This is a genomic window from Henriciella marina DSM 19595 (assembly GCF_000376805.1).
Lineage (GTDB): Bacteria > Pseudomonadota > Alphaproteobacteria > Caulobacterales > Hyphomonadaceae > Henriciella > Henriciella marina.
Map to the genome: position 1 here is coordinate 2,713,554 of NZ_AQXT01000002.1, position 26,563 is coordinate 2,740,116.

General features: G+C 60.6%; 25 protein-coding genes and 1 tRNA gene. 11 read left to right on the forward strand and 15 right to left on the reverse strand.

Annotated features, from left to right (window positions below; genetic code table 11):
- Window positions 1-24 precede the first annotated feature (24 nt).
- Window positions 25-387: a hypothetical protein gene (locus F550_RS0113575; RefSeq protein WP_018149119.1), complete on the forward strand. Its 363-nt coding sequence runs from the start codon at window positions 25-27 to the stop codon at window positions 385-387.
- Window positions 388-390: 3 nt separating this feature from the next.
- Here the strand turns inward: F550_RS0113575 and F550_RS0113580 are convergent, their stop codons facing one another.
- Window positions 391-2,199, reverse strand: a complete 1,809-nt coding sequence (locus F550_RS0113580; protein WP_018149120.1) for an ArnT family glycosyltransferase — start codon at window positions 2,197-2,199, stop codon at window positions 391-393.
- A 129-nt stretch (window positions 2,200-2,328) separates the two neighbouring features.
- Between F550_RS0113580 and F550_RS0113585 the strand changes: the two genes are divergently transcribed.
- Window positions 2,329-3,699: a dicarboxylate/amino acid:cation symporter gene (locus tag F550_RS0113585; protein ID WP_018149121.1), complete on the forward strand. Its 1,371-nt coding sequence runs from the start codon at window positions 2,329-2,331 to the stop codon at window positions 3,697-3,699.
- Here F550_RS0113585 and F550_RS0113590 read toward each other — a convergent pair.
- Entirely contained in the window at window positions 3,696-4,619 is a 924-nt protein-coding gene (locus F550_RS0113590; RefSeq protein WP_026180781.1) for a hydrogen peroxide-inducible genes activator, read from the reverse strand. The two genes, F550_RS0113585 and F550_RS0113590, sit on opposite strands and share 4 nt — an antisense overlap.
- Before the next feature lie 217 nt (window positions 4,620-4,836).
- Between F550_RS0113590 and F550_RS0113595 the strand changes: the two genes are divergently transcribed.
- From F550_RS0113595 to rpsP, 4 genes are all read left to right on the forward strand, one after another.
- A complete protein-coding gene (locus tag F550_RS0113595) occupies window positions 4,837-5,436 on the forward strand; it encodes a GNAT family N-acetyltransferase (protein WP_026180782.1) in 600 nt (199 codons plus the stop codon).
- Window positions 5,437-5,642: 206 nt separating this feature from the next.
- A complete protein-coding gene (gene ffh / locus F550_RS0113600; protein ID WP_018149125.1) occupies window positions 5,643-7,112 on the forward strand; it encodes a signal recognition particle protein in 1,470 nt (489 codons plus the stop codon).
- A complete protein-coding gene (locus tag F550_RS0113605) occupies window positions 7,109-7,402 on the forward strand; it encodes a chorismate mutase (RefSeq protein WP_018149126.1) in 294 nt (97 codons plus the stop codon). The genes ffh and F550_RS0113605 overlap by 4 nt, the downstream gene beginning before the upstream one ends.
- Before the next feature lie 133 nt (window positions 7,403-7,535).
- Window positions 7,536-8,033, forward strand: coding sequence for a 30S ribosomal protein S16 (gene rpsP, locus F550_RS19610; RefSeq protein ID WP_018149127.1), 498 nt, complete (start codon window positions 7,536-7,538; stop codon window positions 8,031-8,033).
- Window positions 8,034-8,272: 239 nt separating this feature from the next.
- Here the strand turns inward: rpsP and F550_RS18700 are convergent, their stop codons facing one another.
- From F550_RS18700 to F550_RS0113645, 7 genes are all read right to left on the reverse strand, one after another.
- The gene (locus F550_RS18700; RefSeq protein WP_018149128.1) at window positions 8,273-8,731 is read right to left on the reverse strand and encodes a copper chaperone PCu(A)C; all 459 of its coding nucleotides are present in this window, start codon (window positions 8,729-8,731) and stop codon (window positions 8,273-8,275) included.
- Window positions 8,732-8,769: 38 nt separating this feature from the next.
- A complete protein-coding gene (gene trpS, locus F550_RS0113620) occupies window positions 8,770-9,810 on the reverse strand; it encodes a tryptophan--tRNA ligase (protein WP_018149129.1) in 1,041 nt (346 codons plus the stop codon).
- A gap of 23 nt (window positions 9,811-9,833) precedes the next feature.
- Complete coding sequence (murJ, locus tag F550_RS0113625; RefSeq protein WP_018149130.1) at window positions 9,834-11,387, reverse strand: murein biosynthesis integral membrane protein MurJ; 1,554 nt, start codon at window positions 11,385-11,387, stop codon at window positions 9,834-9,836.
- 31 nt (window positions 11,388-11,418) lie between these two features.
- A complete protein-coding gene (locus F550_RS0113630; RefSeq protein WP_018149131.1) occupies window positions 11,419-14,244 on the reverse strand; it encodes a [protein-PII] uridylyltransferase in 2,826 nt (941 codons plus the stop codon).
- Between the two features lie 52 nt (window positions 14,245-14,296).
- Window positions 14,297-15,106, reverse strand: coding sequence for an inositol monophosphatase family protein (locus F550_RS0113635; protein WP_018149132.1), 810 nt, complete (start codon window positions 15,104-15,106; stop codon window positions 14,297-14,299).
- 32 nt (window positions 15,107-15,138) lie between these two features.
- A complete protein-coding gene (locus F550_RS0113640; RefSeq protein WP_018149133.1) occupies window positions 15,139-15,531 on the reverse strand; it encodes a helix-turn-helix domain-containing protein in 393 nt (130 codons plus the stop codon).
- 249 nt (window positions 15,532-15,780) lie between these two features.
- Entirely contained in the window at window positions 15,781-16,671 is an 891-nt protein-coding gene (locus F550_RS0113645; protein WP_018149134.1) for an N-formylglutamate amidohydrolase, read from the reverse strand.
- Between the two features lie 122 nt (window positions 16,672-16,793).
- Between F550_RS0113645 and cpdR the strand changes: the two genes are divergently transcribed.
- Both cpdR and F550_RS0113655 read left to right on the forward strand, forming a co-directional pair.
- Window positions 16,794-17,153, forward strand: a complete 360-nt coding sequence (cpdR, locus tag F550_RS0113650; protein WP_018149135.1) for a cell cycle two-component system response regulator CpdR — start codon at window positions 16,794-16,796, stop codon at window positions 17,151-17,153.
- 67 nt (window positions 17,154-17,220) lie between these two features.
- Window positions 17,221-17,295 (forward strand) — tRNA-Val (locus F550_RS0113655).
- A gap of 145 nt (window positions 17,296-17,440) precedes the next feature.
- Here the strand turns inward: F550_RS0113655 and F550_RS0113665 are convergent.
- Genes F550_RS0113665 through F550_RS17925 form a run of 3 tightly spaced genes read right to left on the reverse strand, consistent with a single transcriptional unit; the run spans window position 17,441 to window position 20,209 of the window.
- Window positions 17,441-18,463: a threonine aldolase family protein gene (locus F550_RS0113665; protein WP_018149137.1), complete on the reverse strand. Its 1,023-nt coding sequence runs from the start codon at window positions 18,461-18,463 to the stop codon at window positions 17,441-17,443.
- Window positions 18,463-19,230, reverse strand: a complete 768-nt coding sequence (locus tag F550_RS0113670) for an SDR family oxidoreductase (RefSeq protein WP_018149138.1) — start codon at window positions 19,228-19,230, stop codon at window positions 18,463-18,465. Before F550_RS0113670 ends, F550_RS0113665 begins: the two co-directional genes overlap by 1 nt.
- A complete protein-coding gene (locus tag F550_RS17925) occupies window positions 19,217-20,209 on the reverse strand; it encodes a calcium/sodium antiporter (protein ID WP_018149139.1) in 993 nt (330 codons plus the stop codon). The genes F550_RS0113670 and F550_RS17925 overlap by 14 nt, the downstream gene beginning before the upstream one ends.
- Window positions 20,210-20,399: 190 nt before the next feature.
- On the opposite strand from F550_RS17925, the gene F550_RS0113685 reads away from it, so the two are divergent.
- Entirely contained in the window at window positions 20,400-20,858 is a 459-nt protein-coding gene (locus F550_RS0113685; RefSeq protein ID WP_018149140.1) for an NUDIX domain-containing protein, read from the forward strand.
- On the opposite strand, the gene F550_RS0113690 is transcribed toward F550_RS0113685, so the two are convergent.
- On the reverse strand, window positions 20,849-21,481 hold the full coding sequence (locus F550_RS0113690; RefSeq protein ID WP_018149141.1) for a CDP-alcohol phosphatidyltransferase family protein: 633 nt from the start codon (window positions 21,479-21,481) through the stop codon (window positions 20,849-20,851). The genes F550_RS0113685 and F550_RS0113690 overlap by 10 nt on opposite strands.
- 6 nt (window positions 21,482-21,487) lie before the next feature.
- Complete coding sequence (gene uvrC, locus F550_RS0113695; protein ID WP_018149142.1) at window positions 21,488-23,377, reverse strand: excinuclease ABC subunit UvrC; 1,890 nt, start codon at window positions 23,375-23,377, stop codon at window positions 21,488-21,490.
- A 199-nt stretch (window positions 23,378-23,576) separates the two neighbouring features.
- On the opposite strand from uvrC, the gene F550_RS0113700 reads away from it, so the two are divergent.
- A complete protein-coding gene (locus tag F550_RS0113700; RefSeq protein ID WP_040501129.1) occupies window positions 23,577-24,788 on the forward strand; it encodes a pyridoxal phosphate-dependent aminotransferase in 1,212 nt (403 codons plus the stop codon).
- Between the two features lie 140 nt (window positions 24,789-24,928).
- Window positions 24,929-25,375: a Dps family protein gene (locus F550_RS0113705; protein WP_018149144.1), complete on the forward strand. Its 447-nt coding sequence runs from the start codon at window positions 24,929-24,931 to the stop codon at window positions 25,373-25,375.
- Between the two features lie 220 nt (window positions 25,376-25,595).
- On the opposite strand, the gene F550_RS0113710 is transcribed toward F550_RS0113705, so the two are convergent.
- The gene (locus tag F550_RS0113710; RefSeq protein WP_018149145.1) at window positions 25,596-26,510 is read right to left on the reverse strand and encodes a LysR family transcriptional regulator; all 915 of its coding nucleotides are present in this window, start codon (window positions 26,508-26,510) and stop codon (window positions 25,596-25,598) included.
- Window positions 26,511-26,563: the final 53 nt, after the last annotated feature.

A 26,563-nucleotide genomic window follows, 5' to 3' on the forward strand; every position in this document is an offset into this window, starting at 1 on the left:
CTCCCGCGCCCACTTGGCCAATCCATGTCTTCCAAGGATTATCCCCAGACGCCCGATGGGCGCTATTTCGTTGCCGCCGGAAAGCTCTGGCGCCGCTCTGACCCGCGCCTGACGCCTGCTGGCCTCAAAGGCCTGACGTCGAGGCTGAGGGCGGCCCGCCGCAAGGTGAAGGAAGTCCAGAATAATGAGGCCAAGTTGAAAGCTGCCCGCAGGCAGGTGAACGCCGCCAAGGAAGCCCTTGGCGAGCGCGGCCCCGTCTGGTGGGATGATGGCGCGCCGGACGAGACGATGAAGGCGCCGCAGGAGTCGAGCTATTCCGACTGGTGGGCGAGCCTCAGCGATGATGAACGCAAGAGAGGCTATGCCGGACCGAAGAAAAAGGGCTGAGCCTTATTCCGGGGCAGGAGCGCCTTCGCAGCTCGCCTCGAACCGCACCGCAATGAACGCCACTGGGTCGTTATTCGAATAGTTGAGCGCGTAATAGGGCTCAGACCGCGTCTCGCACCGGCCCATGTCTTCAGCCGATTTCTGCACAGCCTTGAAATCTGCCGCTGCGCCCTCATCCTCGAAATTGACGAGGTAGACGACCGGATAGGCAGCATCGTCCGCAGGCAACTCAGTTGGGGTTTCCGGTGGATGCAAATTTTGCGTCCCGAGGGTGAGTACATAGGACGGCTCTGCATAGCCCAGCGCCAGCACACGGTCCGGCGCTTGCGTGTCGCCGCAATCGCTGCGGGGGATGCCGCAGACTTCACCGAGCGCGAGCTTGCCGGTTTCGGTTGCCTGTATCCAGGTCTGCGTCGGCAGGACAAAAATCCGTGCCTGCCAGCCAAGGAGCAGGGCGGCGAGAACCCCGCCCGCAATCGCAATTCCGATCTTGCGGAAGATCATCGCGCCTGCTGCCACTAAGACGAGCAATGCGCCGGGTGCCCAGAGCCAAAGCGGGAAGTCGCTTGCGCCCTGCCACTGCGCCATGACGGTTTCTTCGGTTGTGGTGCGGAAATCGCCCGCCTTGTCGGCCTGAAGCAGTTCGACCGCCCATGGAGAGGTGAACAGCACGAGCGCAACGCCGCCGATCAGGAAGAGCGCGGTGGAGAGATAGCGCGAAACCGGGGCGCGCATGTCGTCCATCAGTTTCACCGCTGCCCAGCCGCAAAGAAGACCAAACGCCGGATAGGCGGGCAGGATGTAGTGGCTGAGCTTGGTCAGCAGGAGCTCAAAGAAGAGCCAGGTGGTAAACGCCCAGGCGACGATGAATTTCAGCGCGTCGCGGTCCACATCGCCAAAGGATTCAAGCGTGCGGTGGCGCAGGTAACGCCAGCAGAGGACGATTGCGGGAACAAAGAGCAGGATACCCGGGAAGAACCATGCGGGAAGGTGCATGAGGTGATAGCCCGGCAGGCCGCCATGCCCTTCGGAGGCTGATACGAGCTTGTCCTTCAAATCCTTGCCGACAGCGCCTTCGACATAGGTGCCCTGCGTCGCGATCTGGATCATGATCAGCCATGGCAAAACCATGAGCACGCTGATCAGCGGCCCCGGCCACCAGGCCAGCGACTTCATCCACTGATAGTCGCGCCTGTCCCAGAGCCAGAGAACGAGGATCGCCATACCCGCCACAAGCGAGATGACAGGGCCTTTGATGAGGAAGCCGGCGCCATGGATAATCCAGAAGGCGAGCGCCAGTCGCTTGTCATTGTCCTTCCTGAGATAGAGCCGGAGGAGACAGCCCATCGCCAGCGTGATCAGGAAGACCAGAACGCCATCAGTCTTTGAGATGTGCGCCTCTGAGGTCAGCAGCAGGCTGGAGCCAAAGAGCGCAGAGCCCATGAAGGCAGCGCGCCGGCCAATGGCGGGGATCCCCGCCCAGAAACAAGCCAGCACCGCGAGGCCAGCACCGATCCAGCTCGGCACGCGATAGGTCCAGACATCTAGATTCTCGCCTTCGCCGAAGGCGGCGGTGGAGCCTGCCTGGAGCCAGTGGATGCCCGCAGGTTTCTTGTTGCGAAACTCATCCTGATAGCGGATCGCGATATAATCGCCGGTCTCAAGATACTGTTTTGAGGCCTGGGCGAAACGGCTCTCGTCGCGGTCGAGGGCGGGCAGGTTGAAGACACCCGGCGCAGCTGCCGTCATGGTCAGCGCGAACAGGATAAACCAGGCTTTCCAGCCGGTCGAAAGGCGATCAATCCAAGTCATGTCGCGTGCTTGTAGCGCCAATCGGGCAGGCTTGAAACGGGCAAGTGCTGTCTCCTCGAAACCGGGCTTTGCTTCCGTATCGGCGCGGTCTAGGGTTGCCGCCTGCTGTTGAGGAAGAGGGGCCTGCCCATGAAAGCCTGGTTTCGGATTGATCTCTGGAAACGCGTAATGATCGGCCTTGCCATTGGCCTCACGATCGGCGCGGCGGTCCGTTACGGCATGATCTCCTCCATGGGCACAGAGGACGGTATCGCGCAATCGAGAGAAATCGCTGCGATCTTCAAGCCGCTGGGCGATCTCTTCCTGAACCTGATCCGCATGCTGGTCGTTCCGCTTATCTTCCTGACGCTTGTGTCAGGCGTGCTGGCGCTCGGCGACCCGAAGAAGCTTGGCAGCCTTGGTGGGCGTGCCATTGGCATCTACATGTTTACAACCTTGGTCGCAGTGACGCTTGGTCTACTCATGGGCACGATCTTCCAGCCGGGCGCTGGGTATGATCTTTCCTCCATTTCACCAGAGCAGATTGCCCAGACGCAGGAGCGGCTTGAGGGCGGCGGCGCGCTCGAGACGGTTGGCGTCTACGAGTCGATCATGCGCACCATCCTCTCCATTGTCCCGACGAACATCGTCGCCTCGATGGCGGCGGGAGATGTGCTGCCGATCATCTTTTTTGCGATCATGTTCGGCATCGGCATCCTGATGGCGGGTGAAGCTGGACGGCCCGTCGCGAAAGTCTTCGATGCTGGCGCAGAAGCCATTCTGAAGCTGACCCTGATCGTTATGGAAACGGCACCTTTCGGTGTGGCTGCGCTCATGGCGTGGGTCATGGCTGACCAGGGCTTCAGCGTGGTGTCGTCGCTCGCGCTGATGACGCTCGCGCTCTATATCGCCTGCGCCCTGCACATGCTTCTGACGCATGGTTTCCTGATCAAGGTCGTTGGCAAGCTGCCGCTGATCCCCTTCTTCCGCGGGATCACAGATGCCCAGCTGGTTGCTTTCTCCACCTCATCCTCAAGTGCGACCCTGCCGGTCACGTTGAGTGTCGCCGAGAAGAACCTCGGTGTCGGTAAACCTGTTGCCTCATCGGTGCTGCCGCTAGGGTCGACGATCAATATGGACGGGACCGCGCTCTACCAAGGCCTGATCGCGCTCTTTGCTGCGCAGGCGCTCGGGATCGATGTGTCCATCGGCATGTACTTTACCGTGGCGGTGATGGCGACGCTGGTCTCGATCGGCACGGCTGGCATTCCATCGGTCAGCCTTTTCCTTGCAACGACGACGCTTGGCGTTGTCGGGGCGACGCCGGACCAGATGTTTGTCATTCTCGCGCCGCTCTTTGCCTTCGACCGCCTGCTCGACATGATGCGGACAGTGACCAACATTACAGGCGACCTCGCGGTGGCGACCCTCGTCGCGAAGTGGGAAGGCGAGCTCGATGAGGAGGTCTTCCGCGCCGAAGACAATACGACGGCTGAAATCGATCAGACGATGCTGAACTAGCGAGCTGACGTCTCGCCCTGGCACCCTGCAAGGACGCGCCGGACCACATCTCCGATCAGCCTTGCATCCGTCTCGCGGGCGCCGCCGGCGCGCCATGCGATGCCGATCTGTCGGCCGATGACCGGTGTCTCGAACGGTCTGATCGTGACGTCTGCACCAGCCGCGACCCCGGCCTCAGAGGCGATGCGCGGCAGCAATGAGACGCCGAGACCACCTGCCACCATCTGCACAAGCGTGGCGAGCGAGGTTGCCCCGATATCAGACCCCTGCCGTGACGGGTTGAGGGCGCAGAGGGAGACGGCATGGTCACGCAGGCAATGGCCATCTTCCAGCAGGAGAAGGTCTTCTCCGGCAAGGTCTTCCGGGCGCAGCGGCTCACGCGTCGAGAGTCTGTGATCCTTCGGCCCGATAAACAGAAACTCGTCCTCGCCCAGCGTCTCGGTCTCAATGCCGGGGGTCGGCCAGGGCAGGGCGATGAGCGCAACATCGAGCTGACGTTTGCGGAGCCCGTCGAGCAATCGGTCTGTCTGGTCCTCGCGCAGGTATAGTTTCAATTCGGGGTGGTCTTCGCGCAGGGCAGAGAGCGTGCGCGGCAAGAGATAAGGTGCCAGCGTCGGGATCGCGCCGAGATGAAGCGCGCCAGAGAGCGGCGCGCCTGCCTGCTGGGCGGCGGTGACAAGATCGGCCGCGCTGGAAATGATGCTCCGGGCGCGCTCGACGGCGTCTTCGCCCGCTTGTGTCAGGCTGGCGCCCCGGGCCTCTCGCTCGACCAGCTGCACGCCCAGCAGTGTCTCGATTTCCTTGATGGCGGACGATAGCGTCGGCTGCGTCACATTGCAGACATCTGCCGCGCGCGAAAAAGAGCGCTCATCTGCCAGGGCGCAGAGAAACTGGAGCTGTCGGAGGGTGGGCAATTGCATCTTCGCACCGAAATAAAGGAAAAGAAGCCGGTTGTGTGAGGTTCAATATAAGCGTGCAGCTTATCTCAATATTCAATGACAGGCGCGCCGATTTATCGACCTGCCACGCTGTATCTTTGGCGATTATTAGCGAAAAATAGTTTTCGCCGGGGTCGCTTGGCCGTTCTAAGTGTTCTGATTACATTGTCCACGCTCACTTTGATCCGGCAGGCTCACCATGGAATTAGGCGCACCTGGACTTCAGACCGCTATCCTGCGGCTCGAACCGCTGGATGAACAACACCGCGAATTTATCCGCACGAGCGGCGCTGCAGACCATATGTGGACCTCAATGCCGCTGATCGCAACGGGCACCAACCTTGACGCCTATTTTGACCATACGATCAGGATGGCAAAGCTCGGCACCGGTCAGGCCATGGCTGCGATCCGCCTCAGCGATGAGCGCATGGTGGGGCTTGCGGCCTTCCTCAATCCGAACCGGATGAACCGGCGCACGCGCATTGGCTATACCTGGATCGAGCCGTCCTTGCGGGGCAGCGAAATCGCTCAGCATATCCATTACCTGATGCTGAAACGGGCGTATCAATGGCGGGCGCGGCGGGTCGCCTGGTGGCTCTCGCAGAAGAATGAACGGGCCATCGCCTCGATCGAGAAGCTCGGCGCCGTGCGTGACGGCGTCCTTCGCCAGCATACCCGTTTCGCAGATGGAAGCTGGGCCGATCTGGTCGTTCTCTCGCTTGTCGGCGACGAGATCCGCGACGCCATGGCGGCCCTTGGCGAACAGATCGAGGCGCGCGCAGCCGACACCAATACTTGATTTCCACAGCCGGGCGTGGTTTAGCGCCAGTTGAAATTCCAGCGCACAACATGAAGCGCACTTTTCCGGGACCGCATCCTCTCCAAGGATCAGAGCCCGGCGAAGACCCCGCCCGGCGATGTTTCGCTCAGCGGGGGCCTCATGCTTTGCGCGACATGTGATGAGCGCTTACCTGTATATCCATCAGGCAAGCAGGGAGTAACGCGATGTTTGACGCGCTAACAGACCGCCTTGGCGGCATATTCGACGGACTGACCGGGCGCGGTGCCCTGTCTGAAAAGGACGTCACGTCTGCGCTGCGCGAGATCCGCGTGGCGCTGCTCGAGGCCGACGTCGCCCTGCCGGTCGTCAAGGATTTCATCTCCAGCATCCGCGAACGCGCCGTTGGCGAAGATGTCATCCGTTCGGTCAAACCCGGTCAGCAAGTCGTCAAGATCGTCCATGACGGCCTGATCGAAATGCTCGGCGGCAGCGAAGCCGACACCAGCCTTCGCGTCGACAACCCGCCATCTGTCATCATGATGGCCGGTCTTCAGGGCTCTGGTAAGACGACCACGACGGCGAAGATCGCCAAGCGCCTGGCTGAGCGCGACAAGAAGAAGGTCCTCCTCGCTTCGCTGGACGTTCGCCGTCCGGCCGCGATGGAGCAGCTGGCCATTCTCGCAACGCAGATTGGCGGCTCCGTCACCTCGCTGCCGATTGTTGCCGGACAGTCGCCCGCAGAGATCACGCGCCGCGCGCTTCAGGCGGCGAAACTTGGCGGCCATGATGTCGTCTTCCTCGATACCGCTGGCCGCACCTCCATCGATGAGCAGATGATGGCCGAGGCGGCAGAGATCGCCAAGATCGCCAGCCCGAAGGAAACCCTCCTCGTCGCTGACGCGCTGACCGGTCAGGATGCGGTGGAAACCGCCCGCCGCTTCCATGAGCGCCTGCCGCTGACCGGCCTCGTGCTGACCCGTATGGACGGTGATGGCCGCGGCGGCGCTGCGCTCTCCATGCGCGCGGTCACTGGCCTTCCGATCAAATTCCTCGGCACGGGCGAAAAGCTCGATGGCCTTGATGCCTTCGATGCCAAGCGCGTGGCGGGACGTATCCTCGGTCAGGGGGATATCGTCTCCCTGGTGGAGCGCGCCGGCGACCAGCTCGATGCCGACAAGGCCGAGCGCATGGCCAAGAAGATGCGCAAGGGGGAGTTCGACCTTAACGACCTCGCTGAGCAATTGAAACAGATGCAGAAAATGGGCGGCCTTGGCGGCATTATGGGCATGTTGCCCGGCGCCAAGAAAGCCAAACAGGCCCTCGCGGCCGCGAATATGGATGACAATGTCATCAAGCGTCAGGAGGCGATCATCTCCTCCATGACGAAGAAGGAACGCACCAAGCCAGCCCTTCTCAATGCTTCGCGCCGCAAGCGGATTGCCGCCGGTGCCGGCGTTGACGTATCGGACGTCAACAAGGTGCTGAAGATGCACCGCCAGATGGCCGACATGATGAAGAAAATGTCGAAGGGCGGCATGAAAGGCATGATGGGCGCGCTCGGCGGCGCCGGTGTCTCGCCGTCAGATCTCGCGAAGATGGGTAAGTCCGGCATGGGCGGCGGCATGCCGGGCGGGCTTCCAGGCCTTGGCGGCGGCGGGCTGCCACCGGGCCTCGGCGGAGGCAAGAAGAAGTGACCGCCCCGCTCGACGATCTTGAACGCCTACGCGCCAGTATCGACAATATGGATGCGATCCTGCTGCACACGCTGGCAGAGCGCTTCAAGCTGACCCAGCAGGTGGGCCATCTGAAGGCAGAGAACGACATGCCGCCTGCCGACAAGGCGCGCGAGGCGCGTCAGATCGAGCGGCTCCAGAGCCTTGCCGCCGAAAGCGGTCTCGACCCGGCCTTTGCCGAAAAATTCCTCAATTTCATCGTGGCCGAAGTCATTCGCCACCACGAGAAAATCCGGGGAGGTCAGGAATGACCCTCTCCAGACGAACACGCCACAACCTTGCCGAATACAAGCAAGGCGAAGGCGCAGCGGCCGCTGGCTCCAGCCAGCGATCAGCCGCGAGCACTATCCAGAAGACGCCATAAGATACTTAAGGAGATACACCATGGCTCTCAAAATTCGCCTCTCACGAGGTGGTTCGAAAAAGCGCCCATTCTACCGGGTCGTTGTTGCTGACAGCCGCGCCCCGCGCGACGGCCGTTACATCGAAAAGATCGGCACCTACAATCCGCGTCTGGCGAAAGACAGCGAAGAGCGCGTGCAGATCGATGCCGAAAAAGCTGCCGAATGGGTCAAGAAAGGCGCCAAGCCAACCGACCGCGTCGCCCGCTTCCTGAGCAATCTCGAAGTCGAAGGCACGAAGGTCTATGACTGGCAGCCAAGCAACAACCCGAACAAGGGTGAGCCAGGCACGAAGGCCAAGGAGCGCATTGAAGAGCGCGCCGAGAAGGAAGTTGCGCGCAAGGAAGCCGAGGAAGAGGCCAAGAAGGCCGCCGAGGAAGCCAAGAACGCTCCAGCTGAAGAAGAAGCACCTGCCGAAGCAGAAGCTGAAGCCGAAGAAGCTCCGGCTGAAGAAGCTGCAGAAGAAGAAAAGACCAGCTAGGTCTGGTTCAATTCGAGATATTCAGGCCGGGCAGAAATGCCCGGCCTTTTTTTGTGCCTGAATCCCCCTCTCCCTCGGGAGAGGGGCTAGTGGTGAGGGGGCGCTACGGTTTTTTCGTGTGGTGAAGAGCCAGCGATGCCCACCGGACATCACTGAAAACTTAAGGCAGGCTGATGGCTCAGCTCCCCCTCATCCCCGGCCCTTCTCCCGGGGGGAGAAGGGGGAAGAGAGAGACTGGCTTATTCGCCTTGGGCTCGGACTTCGGCGTCGGCTTCAAGCGTCAGGGTTTCGCCGTCTGGGGTCTCGAAGGTGAAGGAGATGTTTGCCTGCTCGCCAGCCGAGAGATCTTCAACCAGCTCAAAGAACATCAGGTGATTGGCGCCGCGCTCGAGGACGAGTGTGTCGCCATCGGCGATGTCGAAGCTCTCGACGGGGCGCATCTGCATGGTGCCATCGGTCATCGACATGGTGTGCATCTCAACCGTGCCGGCAATGTCTGATATCGCGCCCGTCAGGGTGACATCGCCGCCCTCAACGGAAATCTCGATGCCGCCCATCGTGACATCGCGGCCTGCGATTGGCGCCATGATGAAGGCGTTCTCATAGGAGAGAACCGGGCCATCGGTTTCGGTCGACGAAGAGCCGCACGCGCCAAGCATCAGGGCGGGCGCGAGAAGAAGGGCAGAGAGGCGTTTCATTCTTGAAATCCTTTGGAGATGAGTGGGTGGCTGGCGGACTATGGACGCCAGAAGCCGACAATGCGCCGAACCTCTTCCATCACAGGCTCAGCAATTGCGTTGGCCCGTTCGGCGCCGCTGCGAAGGGCCGCGTCGATTTCGTCTGGATTGTCCATCAGCTCCCGCATCCGCGAAGTAATCGGGGCCAGATGATCAACGGCAAGATCGGCGAGGGCAGGTTTGAACGTGCCGAAGCCCTTGCCGCCATACTCAGCCAGCACCTGTTCGTCGGTCATATCTGCGAGCGCGCCATAGATGCCAACGAGGTTTGCAACTTCGGGCCGGCCTTCAAGGCCGTCCACATCGGTTGGCACGTCGCCAAGCGTGTCTGTCTTCGACTTCTTGATCTTGCGCGAGATCGTGTCGGCGTCGTCGATGAGGTTGATGCGCGAATTCTCGGCAGGGTCCGATTTCGACATCTTCTTGGTGCCGTCCTTCAGGCTCATGATGCGCGCGCCAGGACCTTCAGTCAGGGCTTCGGGCAGCGGGAAGAAGTCTGGCGCGCCGTATTCGCGGTTGAAGCGATCAGCAATGTCACGGGAGAGCTCCAGGTGCTGGCGCTGGTCTTCTCCAACCGGCACGTGGGTCGCCTTGTAGGCCAGGATGTCGGCGGCCTGCAGGACAGGATAGTTGAACAGACCGACCGAAGAGCGCTCTGCGTCCTTGCCTGATTTCTCCTTGAACTGGATCATTTTCTCCAGCCAGCCCATGCGGGCGACGCTGTCGAAGATCCAGGTAAGTTCTGTGTGCGCACGCACCGATGATTGCGCGAACAGAACCGACTTTGCCGGGTCGACACCGCTCGCCATCATCGCCGCAGCAATCTGGCGGGTCTGGTTTGCAAGCTGCGACTGGTCGAAGGGCATGGTGATCGCATGCAGGTCGACGACGCAGAAAACGCAGTCCCAGCCGTCATTCTGAAGCGTGGTGAATTTCTTGAGGGCACCGAGGTAATTCCCAAGGTGGAGATTACCGGTGGGCTGGATGCCGGAAAAGACCCGCTTGGGACCGGCATAGCTGGATGTTTCTTGCTCGCTCATGGCGCCGCCAATAGCCCAAGGTATCAGCTGCGCCTAGCCCCCTTGATGTCACTGAGGCGAATAGCGCCAAAGAGGAGCGCAAAGACCAGATAGGCGAGCGCGCCAGCCATGGCGATCAGGATGGCGCCTAAAAATTTGGAATCGAGGGCAAAGTCGGAGATCACGTCGCTGATGCTGGCGAGATACCAGAGAAGCGCGCCGAGCGCGGCGGATGCAACCAGTACAGAGACAAGTCTTTTCAGAAGCTCTGGCCCTGGCCGGTACCAGCCGCGACGCTGCAGGACGAAGAAGAGAAGCCCCGCATTGACCCAGGCGGCCGTGCTGGTTGCGATTGCAAGTCCGGGAAACCCGAAGAGGCCCTGCGACTTCAGGTAAAAGAATAGACCTGCGCCAAGCACCGTGTTCACCGCGACAGAGATCAGCGAGAAATTCATCGGCGTTCTGGTGTCCTCGCGCGCAAAGAAGCCGGGCGCGAGCACTTTGATGAGCACGAAGGCGGGCACACCCCAGCCAAAGTGCACGAGGGCGCGGGCGGTCAGGTCGGCGTCGTCACTGGTAAAATCGCCGCGGGTGAAGAAGCTGTCGACAAAGAGGAAAGGTGCGACCATCAGCGCCGCCGCTGCCGGGATCGTCAGGGCCATGGCGAGGCCGATGCCATTGTCCATGATGCCGCGGCTGTCTGTCTCGTCGCTGGCACGGGCCGCGCGGGCAAGACGTGGCAGAATGGCAAGACCGACGGCGACGCCAACAAGACCAAGAGGAAGCTGATAGAGACGGTCTGCCGAATAGAGCCAGGATTTTGCGCCTTCCTCAAAGCTAGCAAGCGCCTGGCTGACCACGATATTGATCTGCATGCCGGAGGCCGCGATCGTACCGGGTATAGCCAGCGCGGCGACGCGCTTCACACCGGGTGTGAGTTTTGGCATGCCGATGCGCAGGCGAACCTTCTGGCGCGAGACGCCATACCAGAGCAGTGCGACCTGAAGCGCGCCGGCAATGGACACAGCAACGCAGAGCGATTTTGCGACTTCATAATTGTCCGACCCGATGAAGGCTGCACCGAGAAGGCAGAGATTGAGCAGGGTCGGTGCGCCTGCTGTCAGGGCAAAACGGCCGGCTGAATTCAGGACGCCGGACAAGAGCGCCGCCAGCGCCATGAAGGCCAGATATGGCATCGTGATCTGCGTCAGCAGGATCGCCAGCGGGAAGTGGACAGGATCATTCCGGTAACCGCCATGCAGGAGGAGCATGATCCACGGCATTGCCAACTGTGCCACGACGACAAGGCCGACGGTGACGGCCAGCAGCCCGCGGAGGGTCTCTTCGGCAAGCTTGCGGGCCGCTTCCTCGCCCTCGGCCTCCATCGTGCGGGCATAGGCCGGGACGAAAGCCTGCGCGAAGGCCCCTTCGGCAAAGACGCGCCTGAAAAGGTTCGGGAACATCAGGGCGGTAAAGAAGGCGTCGGCCACCGGCCCCGCGCCAAGTTTTGCAAGGATAACGAGATCGCGGGCAAAGCCGAGAACGCGGCTGCCAAGCGTCCAGCCAGACTGGGTCAACGTGTTGCGAAGAACGCTCATAGTGTGTGCGCTAAGCCCGCCAGGTTAACAATCAGAAGCTGTCTGCGGCATTTGCCTGTTTCAGGCTGCGCGCGGGGGTGCGGGGGGCGTCCGGCTCCTCGCGCTGGAGGACCTCGAGCAGCTGTTCCTTGAGCGCGGCAAGTTTTTCCTCGGTATAGGAGTCCGGCAGCTGTACGTAGAAAGCGTCGAAAACGCGTTCGCCATAGCTGCCGACATGCGCCGAATGGATCGAGATATTCTCATCGGCCAGCAGGCTCGCGACATCATGCAACAGGCCCGGGCGGTCGCGCCCGGCGACGTCGATCACGGTATACCCATCCGAAAGGGTGTCATCGATCTTGACCTGCGGAATGACCTTGAAGGCTGCTTCCCGGCGATAGGTCTTGCGCGGAATGTTCGCGACGGGCTCATTATTGCCAAAGGCGCGGCGAACTTCGTCTTCCAGCCGTCTAAGCCGACCTTCATCGCCTGCAGCAAAAATACCGCCCTTGCCGTCCTGCAGGATGAAAACGTCGACGATAAAGCCGGATGGCGCGGTGAAAACCTGCGCGGAGACGACGTTTGCGCTCTGGGCGGCGATCGTCCCGGCAAGTCTTGAGAAAAGGCCGAGCCGGTCCTGTCCGGCGACGAGAAGCGAAACCCCGCCGCCATCCTCGCGCACATGTGCAGAGACAATGGGTGGATCGCCTGCACTGATCGTGCGGGCGTGCTGTTCGAGGGCTTCGAGATCAAATCCGGTCCAGTAGGCTGGATCCATGTCCGTCATCACACTCGGAATGGTGCCGACGCGTTCCGACAGTTCCTTCTGGTTGAGCGCGGCGCGGCCTTCCAGTTCGCGTGAGACGCTGACGGTGTCGGTACGCCCGCCGCGAAGCGCGGCCTCCGTGTTCTGGTAAAGATCTTCCAGGAGCTGGCCTTTCCAGGCATTCCAGATGCCGGGGCCGACCGCGCGAATGTCTGCGATGGTGAGGATATAGAGCAGGCGCAAGCGTTCGATCGAGCCGACCATGGAGGCAAAGCGTACAATTGTCTGCGGGTCTGCAATGTCCCGTTTCTGGGCGGTTTCACTCATCTCGAGATGGTGGCCGACGAGCCAGGCGATGAGGTCTGTCTCTGCATCGCTGAGGCCTAGGCGCTTGCCCGCCTGCGCGGAGGTTTTCATGCCCTCGATCTGCTGGTCGCCAAGACCCTTGCCGGTGTCGTGCAGCAGCATGGCAAGATAGAGAACATGCTTGTTGTCGATCTTCTGAAACAGGCGATGTGGCAGGTCGAACCCGTCGCCGGGCTCACGGTCCATCTGCGCCATATAATCGACGGCGCGGATCGTGTGCTCATCCACCGTGAAGTGGTGATACATGTTGAACTGGGTCTGGGCGACGATGCCACCAAATTCCGGCATGAACCGGCCGAGCACATCGGCTTCATTCATTCGGTGCAGCGCGAGGCCCGGGTCTTTTCCGTTCACGAGAAGCTCGATGAAGATCTTGCTCATCTCTTTCTTGGAGCGGTTCTTCGAGTTGATGAGGCGGGAATTGCGCGAGGCAATCGTCATCGCATCGGGATGAATGTCGTGGCCAACCTCATCGGCCAGGGCGAACAGGCGGATAAGGTTTTCTGGTTGCTTCTTCAGCACGTCTTCGCTGGTTACGTTGACGCGCTCCCCATCGAGAACGAAGCCTTCATGGTCGAGCGGTTTGGGGCTGCCCGACGGGATGAAGCGGCGCCAGCCTTCAGGCTTCTTGATCTGGTCGGCCTCGAGCTTGGCGGCGAGGATACGCGTCAGGCTGCCGACATCCTTTGCGACCAGGAAATAGTGCTTCATGAACCGCTCGACGCCGAGCTGGCCAGACCGGTCGCGGTATCCCATGCGGGAGGCGATCTCAGGCTGCAGGTCAAAGCTGATGCGTTCTTCGGCGCGGCCCGTGAGATAGTGGAGATGACAGCGCACCGTCCAGAAGAAGCGCGCGGCACGGATGAAGACGCTGTATTCGTGTTTTGTGAAGGGGCCTGACTTCATCACGTCTTCCAATGAGACGCCGTCATACATGTGCTTGGTGATCCAGTAGAGGGTCTGCAAATCGCGCATGCCCCCTTTGCCCTCTTTCACATTCGGCTCAACGACATAGCGGGTATTGCCCTGCTTGGCGTGGCGTCCGTCGCGTTCGGCGAGCTTGTCGGCAATGAATTGCGCGTCATGGCCTTCGACGGCTTCCTTGCGGAATTTCGCTTTGGTTTCGGCGGCAAGCTTCTCGTCGCCGAAAAGGAAGCGTGCGTCGAGAAGCGACGTCTTGATGGTGACGTCCTGCTTGGAGAGCCGGATACACTCATCAGGCGTGCGGAAGGCGTGGCCAACCTTAATGCCGACATCCCAGAGGGCGTAGAGCATGTATTCGATCACGCTCTCGGCATGGGCGGAGGCCTTGTATGGCCGGATGAAGAGGAGATCGACATCGCTGGAGGGCGCCAGCACGTTGCGGCCGTAACCGCCGGTCGCAAACACGGCGAGGCGCTCCCCCTCCGTGGGGTTGCGGGCGCGGTGGACGTGCACGGTGATATAGTCATAGAGCGCGTGCAGCGTCTCATCCATCACCGCAGAGAGGAGGCGTGCCGTATCCAGACCACCAGCGCCCTGTTGCAGGCGCTCCTGCGCGATCATCCGTCCACGGAAGAGGCTCGCATGGAGGTGATCGAGCACACGTTTGCGCGCTTTTGCCTCATCCGACATGTTGTCGAGAAAGGCCGAGGTGAGTTTTACTCGCAGCGCGCGGCCATCAATGATGTTGGATATGTTCCACTTGCTGGGCCAGCGCCGGGTCGGCAGCTTGCGGTGGACAAGGGAGTCGCTTTGTTCGCTCATGGGGTCCTATCTAGCGCAGATGCGCCGCTTGTGACCAGCTTTCCTGCACGCGCTAGTCGGCTGCAGAGCGGCGCAGGGATATGAATGCCTGCTCGAAAACCGCCTCGGACGCTGCGCACACAATCTGTGCGCCGAGCTTTGCCTCGCGCCCGCGCCAGTCACGCGCAATGCCGCCGGCACCGCGCACCACGGGGATAAGGGCGGCGACGTCATGGGCCTGAAGACCGGTTTCACAGACGAGGTCGATGCTGCCAGCCGCGAGCCGGCCATAGGCATAGGCGTCGAGACCATAGCGAGCGATCCGCGCGGTATGGCGCAGATGCGTCCACGCGCCCTGTTCGGCCGGGGTCATGATGAAGGGATCGGTTGTTGATACGATCGCCTGGCGAAGGTCGCTGCAGCCTGAGACGCGCAGGGGCGCGCGGCCGCTCGCGGTCTGAAGAAAGGCTTCGCCCGGCGCGCCGACATAGCGTTCGCCGAGAACCGGCTGGTCTATAAGGCCGATGACCGGATTACCGTCCGGGTCGACGAGCGCGATAAGGGTGGTCCAGACCGGGAGGCCTGCAAGAAAGGCACGTGTGCCATCGATCGGATCAAGCAGCCATGTCCAGCCGGATGCGCCTTCATGCCTGCCAAATTCCTCGCCATCGATACCGTCATCGGGCCGTTCCTTCGCCAGTATGGCGCGGATGGCCTCTTCCCCCGCCTTGTCGGCGAGGGTGACAGGATCATAGGCGGCACCGGTCGCCTTGTTTTCAGCGCCGATACCTGCGCGAAAATGCGGGCCAATCGCCTGCCAGGCGGCATCAGCGAGCTGGCCGGCGAGATCTACGAGGTCAGTTTGCGGTGCGGGGAGTGTCATGCCTCGCGCTTATGTCGCGCAAGGCAGGAACGTCAAGCGGCGCCAGTGCCCGTCTGGTCGACTTCAAGCGCTTTTGCGAGCTCGAGCAGGCGGCGGCGTGGACGCTCACCCAGCCGGTAATAGGCGCGCACCAGTTCGAGTGTCTCTTTCTGGCTCAGAATATCGCCGTCCATCGTGTCGGCGTCATTCGCGGCCAGGAGATCATCCTGCTCAATGCCGTCGAAGAAGAACTGAACCGACACGTTAAGTGCGCGGGAGAGGTCGAAGAGGCGAGAGGATGTCATGCGGTTGGCACCGCACTCATATTTCTGGATCTGCTGAAAACGTACGCCGACTTGAGAGGCGAGCTCCTGCTGGGTCAGGCCAAGAAGCCTGCGCCGGCGGCGCAGTCGCTTACCTACGTGAAGGTCGGTGTTGTCTGTCATGCCCGGCTCCCCTTGATCTTCATTTCGTCCGGGATCGTCCCGGTTTGAGCGTCGCTGGAAAGGAGAGCAAACTTTGTGCCGTCTCGCTGTCTCAGTCTGATTACATGCAAAAACGCATTGATTCAGTTTTTTGACCTTGCATTTTGTGCGCCGCACAATAAGTTGGTTTGCAGCACTGCGGTGCTAACGCCTTCTGGCGTTTCCTCCCTTTACCTTTTTGGCCGTGCCAGCCTTGGCACGGCCTTTTTTTTATGGGCGCAGACGCTCGCTGAATTCCGTTATCTTTCCGATGACCCCCTCTAGCTGATGCGACAGTGAGGCCATTTCGTCAATCGGGTTAACCTTGAATTCGTCGAGGTAGAGGCGCCGGTTTATCTCAATTTGCAAAGCATGTACGCGGCGTTTGGGCCTTCCGTACTTGCGGGTTGTGTACCCCCCGGCATAGGGCGCATTTCTCGTTACGCTGAAACCAGAGGCGCGAAGTGTGCGCTCGACAAGGCTTGTCAGCTGTCCTGTGCAGCTTGATCCAAAGCGGTCCCCGAGCACGAAATCAGGAAGCTGAGGACGCCCGGGCTGGGAGGATGGCATGGAGTGACAATCGATCAGAATGGCGCACCCAAATCTCTGATGCAGTGCAGCAATCTCGGCGGAAAGCGCAGCATGATAGGGTGTGTGGATATGATCGAGGCGCGCACGTCCTTCGTCCGTGCTCAGCTTTTTTGCATAAATGGACTCTCCGCGCGCGCCGATCCGCGGGAAGCATCCAAGGCCTGCTTCGACCCGCACCGTCGGCGTGGCGACCGGTCCGGGTGGATCACCATTGAACATTGCCGGGTCAATTTCGCGCGGATCTCGGTTCAGATCGACGTAGGACCGGGCATAGGTTGCCTTGAGCAGCTGCGCGCCATGGTCCGGTGCTTTGTCAAAAAGCCGGTCGACATAAGCGTCCTCTGTCTGGCGCAGATCGAGAAGGGGGACACGCAGGCAGTCGACGAAGCGGTCTGGATACTCCCTGCCGCTATGAGGAGATGCGAAGATAACGGGTCTGGCATCGGCGATGGGCCGCTGGAGTGAAAAGGCGGGCAGGAAATATCCGCCCGTCTGTCCCGGTCCGTCAGTATCTGTCTCGGCGATGCTCATCTTTTGATAGGTCAGTCAAAAATTGTTGGGGTCAAGCAATGCAACGGCGTTCACCCTCGATTTACCCGATCCGTGCTTTGTGTCATCAACTGAAAAGCCAGAGACGCGGAACCCATCCAATCATGAGCAAGATACTCCTCGCAGAAGACGATGAAATGATGCGGACCTTCCTGACCGCGTCACTGAAACGTGCAGGTCACGATGTCCAGGACTTCGAGGATGGCGAGACCGCATTGCAGGCGCTGGAACGTGAAGTTTTCGACCTCCTGCTGACCGATATCGTCATGCCGGGCATAGACGGGATTGAGCTTGCCCGCCGCGGCGCTGAGCTGGACCCTGCCATGAAGATCGTTTTCATTACCGGTTTTGCGGCCGTGGCGCTGGCGTCAGGAACGCCGACACCGGCTGGCGCGAAAATTCTTTCCAAGCCGTTCCATCTGCGTGAGCTTGTAGAGGAAGTGGACCGGGTCATCGCGGCCTGACATTTGACAGTATTGCGGGCTTGACTTGGCCCGCCCAAAGTCCGATTAGGGCCGCTTCGAAACGGACGGGCGGTTAGCTCAGCGGTAGAGCACTACATTGACATTGTAGGGGTCACAAGTTCGATCCTTGTACCGCCCACCATTTCCAGATCAGGCCATATTGATAGCATCGTCCATCAGGAGGTCCTGAAGGGCAAGGTCAGCAAACCGCTTGATTGCAAAACGTATTTCAGGCGGGTGAGCGAGTGGCTCCCGAACGATATGGCCCCCCGCGACCAAGGCTGCGCCTAGGCGAGACATCCCGAAAGTCGCATGACTGTTTCTTCAGGCGTGCACCAGCTCGTCACCAGCCGGTGAGAGCCGCCTATCCACGGATAGAATGTCGCGCCCGCAGCATTCAGTGCCGACAGGTTGTCATCGCTCAGACGAACGAAAATTTCATTGCCATGGACGGGATGGACGAGTTCGGTGCGTCCGTCGCGGCACAGCAGGTTCGATATTTCCCTGGCACGCTGATTGGCGGTGCCGGCAAGCTTCAGCCAGAGGTCATCGGCCAGCATCGCGATGGCCTGCGCCGCCAGGTACCGCATCTTGGGCGGCATGTGGCCCGATCGTTTGGCGCGCGCCTTCAACTCATTGAACTTCGCTCGTGCCTCTCCGAACAGGATGATGATCTCACACCCCATCGCGCCGGTCTTGGTAAGGCCCAGCGTCAGGACATCCACCCCGGCCTTCCAGCTCATTTCGGCAGGCGAGGCCCCGGTCGACACAAGGGCATTCGCAAAGCGGGCCCCATCAAGATGGACGCTAAGGCCCACTTCCTTTGCGAGCGCCGCGTAATGCGCGATCTGGCTCTGAGGGTAGGCCGTGCCGGATTCGGTGAGATTGGTTAGCGAGAGCACCTGCGCCGGGGTTTCGTGAACAAAGTCGGGCTTGATGGCGGCGATGGCATCGCGAAGCGCAGCCTCTTCGATCTGCGCGCCGTTGCCGGGCAGAAGCTGGAGCTTGCCGCCGCCGGTAAAGAATTCAGGCGCAGACCGCTCATCGCGGGCAATGTGCGCCTCTTCATGGCAGAGGATGGCGCCCATAGGCGGGCAGAAACACGAAAGCGCGAGCGCATTTGCGGCCGTGCCCGACGCACAGAGCCAGAAGTCGAAATCTTCCGTCTCCAGCACACGCGACAGCTCACCCTTGAGGCGGGCCGTTACATCGTCGGCGCCATAGCTTGGCTGCATGCCATTATTCACGCCTGCAAGCGCTTCGAGAACCGACGGATGCGCCGGGGCGGAGGTGTCGGAGGAAAAGTTCATCAGACCTGCGTATCCGGTGTCCGCCACATGAGATGCTGGCCGCCATCTGTGGCGATCATCTGGCCGGTGACGCTGTCAGCCTCGATCAGATAGCGAAGCGCGCGGACAATCTCTTCCGGCCGTGAGCCTTCCCTGGTCAGTGTGGCCTCGCGTTCGGCGGCAAACTCTTCCTCGCTCTGATGGATGCTGGCGAGCGTCGGGCCGGGGCCGATACCATTGACGCGGATGTTTGGTGCGAGGGACTGCGCGAGCGTTTTTGTTGCGGTCAGAAGCGCTGCTTTCGACAGCGTATAGCTGAAGAATTGCGGGTTCAGCTTCCAGACGCGCTGGTCGATGACATTGACGATAAGGCCTTTTTCATCTTCCGGCAGCGCTTTGGCGAAGGCCTGTGACAGGGCGACCGGCGCGCGAAGGTTCGCATCGAAATGCAGGTCCCAGCTCTGGCGGTCATGATCGAGTGCCGTGTCGTCATCGAAAACGGAGGCGGAATTGACCAGAAGCCGCAACGGCCCGCCAAGCTTCTCCTGGGCAGAAGGGATAAGCGCTTTCAGATCTTTTTCTTCGGTCAGGTCGCCTTGGACAATGACGCCCATGCCGCCAGCCTTGCTGATCGCGTCGACGGTTTCCTGCGCGCCAACAGCCGATGAGCGATAGTGGACAGCAACGCTCCAGCCATCTTCGCCAAGTGCCTCGGCCAGCGCACGGCCGATGCGTTTGCCCGCGCCGGTAATCATGGCGCGTTTCGGGTTCAGTTTACGATCTGCCAATCCAGCTCTCCACTTCGCCTGTGATGTCCCAGCCCTGCACGAGGCCGTAGATGTACACGGCATAGACAAGCAGCATCGAGAGGGCTGCGAGCCGTGTCACGCGGCTGCGCGGGATGACGAACAGGGCGAGACATATGGCTGCGGCGGCCAGCGCCCAGTGGTCGAACTGAAGAAAGGTCGGGGCGAGGTCTGTCGGGCCGAAGAAGGCGATGATCGCGCCGGATCCGGCAAGATTGAAGATGTTGGAGCCGACGACATTGCCGATGACGATCTCGCCGCGGCGGCGAAGGGCGGCAGCAACACCAGCGCCGAGCTCGGGCAGGGACGTGCCGACGGCGAGCAGGGTCAGGCCGATGACCTCTTCCGGGACGGCATAGATGCGGGCAATGCCGACGCCGCCCTCTACGATGAGGTGCGCGCCAAGCGGAAGGCCAACGATGCCGATAGCCAGGTTGACATACATCGCCATCGTCCCGAGCGACTGGCCGTCCTCTTCGAGCCCGACATCAATGCCCTTGCGAACGGCATCCGATGTCCACCAGATCATCAGGAATGAATAGAGCAGCAGGCTGCCGAGCAGGACAAAACCGAACAGCGGTGTCAGCGGCAGGAATGCCGTCCACCCGATCCAGAGCGCGGTCACCGACAGCATCAACCAGCAGGAGCGTCGTAGTCCGAACTGCCGTGTGGTCAGGGGTATGAGAAAAGCCGGGACGGCGAGCACCAGCCAGACATTGGCGATGTTCGAGCCGACGATATTGCCGATGGCGATGCCCGGCTGGCCCTGGCTGGAGGCGTCGACCGCGACAACCATTTCGGGCGCGGATGTGCCGAAACCGACGATCAGTATGCCCGCGACGAGCGGCGAAACACCGATCCGGCGGGCAAGCGCAACAGCGCCGTTTACAAGAAAATCGCCCGCGACAGCGAGAATGACCAGGCCGCCGACAAGGGCCGCGATGAGTGTAATATCAGGCAAGACTCAGTCGCGCGTTCCTAATCGAGACGGCGATAGTCGATGAGGTTCAGTATGGCGAAAATAGCGACAGTGACGCCGATAGCAATCAGTGCAAACATGGCCTTGGGCTCTCCGTATTCTTCTTTCGCCGCCGTAACTAGACTGTGTTACGCGCTTTGGCGAGTAGCCTTTTCATTTTCGAGGTAGATCAATGGGCAGCCTGCGCCAGCGCGCCTTTCAGTCATGGTTCCGGTTCAGCAGGCCGATGACGCTCGGCGTGCGCGCCGTGGTTGAGCGGTCTGATGGGCGCATTCTGCTGGTCCGGCACACCTACACAAAGGGTCTCTTCTTTCCAGGCGGGGGCGTGGAAAAAGCCGAACGTGTCGTGACATCGCTGCTGCGCGAATTGAAGGAAGAGGGCGGCGTGGAGCTTAGCGGGACACCTCGCCTTGTCGGCATCTATTCAAATCAGGCGATCTTCCCGAACGACCATGTGGTCTTCTATCACCTGAAACCAGACGACTGGACGGCGGGCAAGGCGACCAGCATTGGCGAGATATCAGAACGCGTCTGGGCCGATCCTCTGGACCTGCCAGAGGACGCAACGCCTGCGACAAAGCGCAGGACTGCCGAGATTTTCGCGAATGGCTCGAATGACGGCTACTGGTGAGAGCTGCCGCCTGATGACGTCATGCCCTTGATGTACTCGAACGCTGTGACCACCGCCATACAGGCGGCGACCCACACCATGATAAGCCCCGCAAACAGCGTTCCACGCGTTATCACCCAGTTCGGCGAATAGGTCTCGGCAGTGGGCGCGAGGGCGCTGATTGCCATACCGAACAGAACGAGGGCAATACCGCCGAGGACAAGCGCCGTCTTCATCTTGGCACTATTGGAGACCTTCATCGTGCCGGGATTACCCATTGCTTCACGCATGGCGGTAATCAGTACATCACGCCCGACGATAGCGATTGTGGGGGTCACGATGAACCAGGCCCAGTTCTCCGTAAACGACAGCGCAAGCAGGCTGGAGGCCGACAGCAGCTTGTCGGCAATCGGATCCAGCCGCGCACCAAACGCTGATTCCGCATCAAGCTTGCGCGCCAGCCAGCCATCCAGCCAGTCGGTCAGCGCGACGAATGAGAAGAGCAGGAAGGGCAGGAACAGATAGAAGGTGGAGGCGGTGCCGGCGCGCACCTGCATATCGAAATCGAGGATGGTGTAGCCCACGAGGATCGCCAGAATACAGCGGCCGATCGTCAGCGCATTGGGCAGCCATTTGAAAGTCATACTGTCCTAACCGCCATTGAAATGGCCATAGATGCGTTCCGCGAGCGACCGGTTGATACCGTCGACGTTCTCCAAGTCTGCGAGTTTTGCACGCGAAACGCCTTTTGCCGACCCGAAGTGATGAAGAAGCGCCTTCTTGCGTGATGGGCCGATGCCGTCAATCTCGTCAAGCGGCGAGGATTTGATGTCGGCGGACCGCTTTGAGCGGTGCGCGCCAATGGCCCAGCGGTGGGCCTCATCGCGCAGCCGCTGCAGGTAATAGAGAACCGGCGTATCCGGGGGCAGGGTGAAAGGGGCGCGTCCCGGCCGGAAGAATTTTTCACGGCCCGCATTTCTGTCCGGTCCCTTGGCGATGGACACGAGGGTGACATCGGACGGCGAGAGGCCGAGCGTTTCCAGCGTTTCGACGGTCGCGGCAAGCTGGCCAAGGCCACCATCGATCAGGACCAGGTCGGGATAGGTTTCCAGCGCCGAGATTGCGACGCCCTGTTCCTCGGCTTCCTTCAGAAGCCTCTTGAAGCGGCGGCGCATAACTTCGCGCATCATGCCGTAATCGTCGCCCGGCTCGATCGAGGTGTCCTTGATATTGAACTTGCGGTACTGGCCCTTGATGAAGCCTTCAGGCCCGGCGACGACCATCCCGCCTACAGCATTGGAGCCCTGTATGTGACTGTTGTCATAGACTTCGACGCGTTTGGGCGTGCCTGATAGGTCAAAGGCCTTTGCAAGATCCTTGAGGAGGCGCTGCTGGCTGGCGGTCTCTGCGAGTTTGCGCGATAGCGCCTCGGCGGCGTTGCGGCTTGCCTGGGCGACCAGTTCGCGCTTGTCGCCGCGTTGGGGGGTGCGGATCTCGACCTTGCGGCTGGATTTAAGTTCAAGCGCCTCGCCGATCAGTTCTCCCTGGTCCGGGGCCTCATTGGTCAGGATGAGCCTTGGCGGTGGGCGCTTGTCATAGAACTGAACAAGAAAGGCCGAGAGAATCTCTGGCGCGCTTTCTTCCTTTTCGTGGCGCGGGAAATGGATTGTCGCGCCCCAGTTCTGGCCGGCGCGAATGAAGAAGACCTGCACGGCTGACTGGCCGCCCTCCATGGCGATGGCGAAGATGTCTGCCTCTTCGATGCCGTCCGGGTTGATGTCCTGCTGGGCTCGCACGACGGCAAGGGCGCGGATACGGTCGCGCAGGGAGGCTGCGCGTTCAAATTCCATATTCTCGGCGGCTGTCTCCATGTCGGAGGCAAGATCGGCCTGAAGGTCGGTCGCCTTCCCTTTCAGGAAGTCGGCGGCCTGGTTGGCGAGTTTGGTGTAGTCTTCCTCGCTGACGAGATCGACGCAGGGCGCAGAACAGCGCTTGATCTGGTGCAGCATGCAAGGGCGGGTGCGCTGCGAAAAAACGCTATCCTCGCAGGTGCGCAGTAGAAACGCCTTCTGTAGCGTGTCCAGCGTACGGGTCACCGCATTGGCGCTCGCGAATGGGCCGAAATAGTCGCCGCGATCCTGTTTGGAGCCGCGATATTTCAGGATCTGTGGATAGTCGTGATCGCGGCGGATCAGGATGTAGGGAAAGGATTTGTCGTCGCGCAGCAGGATGTTGAAGCGCGGCTTCAGCGACTTGATGAGGCTGGCTTCCAGCAACAGCGCTTCGGTCTCTGTTTCGGTGACAACAAACTCCATCCGGGCGGTCAGCGCGATCATTGCCGCAATGCGCTGCGTGTGACCGCCAAGCCGGGAATAGTTCGACACACGCGCCTTCAGATTGCGGGCCTTGCCGACGTAGAGCACTTCATCCTTGGTGCCGAACATACGGTAGACGCCGGGCTTTGAGGGCAGGCGTTTTATGTTGTCCTTGATGACATCGACGCCGCGCCGGGCCGGTCTGTTGGAAGAAGTGTCTGACATGCTGTGCCTAACCTAATGGCAGCCGCGCCCGCCGCCTAGTTGGGTTACTGTCAGGCATGGGGATGGAGCTGCCAAAGCGTCGCCGCGTTTGCATTCCTGCCGGACGAGCCCAATTCTTGTGTCAGAGGCCGCAGGGCCGGTTGTGTCCGGCCCGCGAGCGACTTATGCAAAGCCACGCCGTCCAATGGAGTCCGATAACATGGCAACCGAAATCGCCCTTAGCCGCGCCGTCGAGCGTGTCCAGCCATCCGCAACGATTGCTGTCACGACCAAGGCAAATGAAATGAAGCGCCAGGGCATCGACGTGATCGGGCTTGGCGCGGGCGAACCTGATTTCGATACGCCAGATCATGTGAAGGAAGCCGCGATCAAGGCGATCAACGACGGCAAGACCAAGTACACGCCCGCAGATGGCATCCCGGAGCTAAAGGAAGCGATCTGCGCCAAGTTCAAGCGCGACAATGACCTTGAGTATACCCCCGCCCAGATCAACGTGTCGCCGGGCGGCAAGGCTGTGCTCTACAATGCCTTCATGGCGACGCTGAATCCCGGCGACGAAGTGATCGTGCCAGCGCCTTACTGGGTGAGCTATCCTGAGATGGCGCGCCTTGCTGGCGGCGATCCGGTGTTTGTGCAGTGTGGCCCGAACTCCAATTACAAACTGTCACCAGAGGCACTCGAGCAAGCAATTACGCCGAAGACGAAGTGGCTGGTGCTGAATTCGCCGTCGAACCCGACAGGTGCGGCCTACACAAAGGATGAGCTGCGCGCGCTCGCCGATGTGCTCCTGAAGCATCCCCAGGTCTGGGTGATGACGGATGATATGTATGAGCACCTCGTCTATGACGGGTTCGAATACTGGACGATCGCGCAGATCGAACCGAAGCTCTATGACCGCACGCTGACAGTAAATGGTGTGTCGAAGGCCTATGCGATGACGGGCTGGCGGATCGGTTATGCGGGTGGCCCTGAAAAGCTGATCGCGACGATGCGCAAGATCATGTCGCAATCGACGTCGAACCCATGCTCGATCAGCCAGTGGGCGAGTGTTGCGGCGCTGAACGGCGACCACAGCTTCCTTGCGGAACGCAATGAAGTGTTCAAGGCGCGCCGGGACATGGTGGTCGATGCACTGAATGACTGTCAGGGCATCTCCTGCGCAACGCCGGAAGGCGCGTTCTATGTCTATCCAAGCTGTGCCGGCGTGATCGGCAAGTCTTCGCCGAAGGGCGCGCTGATCAGCTCCGACAAGGATTTCGCGACAGCGCTTCTGGAAGAAGAGCAGGTGGCCGTTGTGTTCGGTGAGGCGTTCGGTCTGTCGCCGGCCTTCCGGATTTCCTACGCGACCTCGACTGAGGCGCTGGAGGAAGCGATGAAGCGGATCAAGCGCTTCTGCGAGGCGCTGAAATAGGCGCCCCCTATCACGCCTCAGCCATTGGAAAGTTCTATGGCTGGGGCGTCTAAATCCGATTTGTTTGCTCGCCTGCCCGTTCCCATTTTAGTACCATCAGCAATCACTAAAGACGTTGAGACACGTCGGGAGGTATCGGAATGAGTAATACAGATAGAAAAGCATCGGTCGAAGCGCTTCGTAATGCGCTGGGTGAAACCTATGCGCTGTACTTTAAAACGCATGGCTATCACTGGAACGTGACGGGACCGCGCTTCAAATCTCTGCACGAGCTTTTCATGCAGCAATACACTGAGCTCTGGACGGCGCTTGATGAGCTTGCGGAGCGGCTAAGATCACTCGGCCAGTTTGCGCCCGGTTCCACTGATGAGATGCTGTCCACTGCCACGATCAAGCCAGATAATGGCGTTCCGGACTCTGAGGACATGATCAACAATCTTGTTCGCGGCCATGAAACGGTCGCGGAAGTTGCGCGAGCTGGCGTAGAAGCCGCCGAATCCAGCGGAGATATCGTAACGGCGGACTTGCTGACCCAGAGAGCGGCAATTTCCGAGAAGGCCGCCTGGATGCTGCGCGCCAGCGTCTAGCAGGCGACAGCGTTCATTTTTCAAGTCAAAAAAAAGCCCGGCAGCGAGTGATCGCGCCGGGCTCTAAGTATCGGTTCCTACTTGGAGGGAGGAAACGCACAATCGGAGGAGATTGGGCTGAAGCCGGAACCAAGGCATGCGCGACAGCTAGTTGCTGCACATGCGAAAGAAAACACACGTTTCAGTATTGAAGACATGCATTTGTGCATGTGTCTTAGGCTTAGCTTACGCGAAGTTGCGGATTGTCGCGCTTGATCGCCTCGACCTCGGCGGTCAGGAAGTCGCGGAACACAGCGATTCGCTTCGAGCGTTTGAGGTCGCTTGGATAGATAAAGAAAAGATCGAAGGTCGGACCCGTATGCTCTGGCAGTACCCGGACGAGCTTGGGCACGGCGCTCGCCATATAGTCTGGCAGGTCGGCAATCCCGATTCCGGCTTCGACCGCGCGCAGCATGGCCGGGACATTCCGCACCTGCAGCGTTGCCTTGCGCGGCAGCGTGTCATCTCGCCCGACCCGCTGGGCCCAGCTCATCGCGTCGAGCGGCGTATTCTCGGTGCCGTAGCCGATGATGCGGTGATTATCGAGGTCCTGCGGTGTGCGCGGCGTGCCGTGTGATTTGAGGTATTCCGGCGACGCGTAGAGATTGGTGGCGACCGTGCCGAGCTTGCGCTGAATGAGGTCCGACTTGTCGGCCGCCCACAGCCGGATGGCGCATTCGGCCTCCAGCTTCAGAAGATCATAGGTCTCGCCATCATCAAGGCGCAGGTCGATCCGCATGCCGGGATTTGAGCCGAGAAAGTTGCCGAGGCGCGGCACGAGCCAGGTCGATCCGAAGGCGACGGGCGCTGTCACAACCAGGTCCCCCTGCGCCACATCCTGCTGGTCGCGAAGCGCCGCATTGGCTGTCTGGGCCGCAGACGCCATGTCCATGGTGGAGCGATGAAGCGTATGGCCTGAGTCCGTGAGGACCAGCCCGCGCGCATGCCGCTGAAAGAGCGAGACACCGAGCTGTTCCTCAAGCGCAGAGATCTGGCGCGAGACAGCCGACTGCGAAATGCCGAGGCGTTCGCCCGCGGCTGTCAGGCTGCCAGCTTCTGCTGCAGCGTGGAAAGATTTGAGCTTATCCCAGTCCATCAGGTCTTTTGGATGACACGTGCACTGTCGTGAGGGCAAGCGTATTGTGTGCT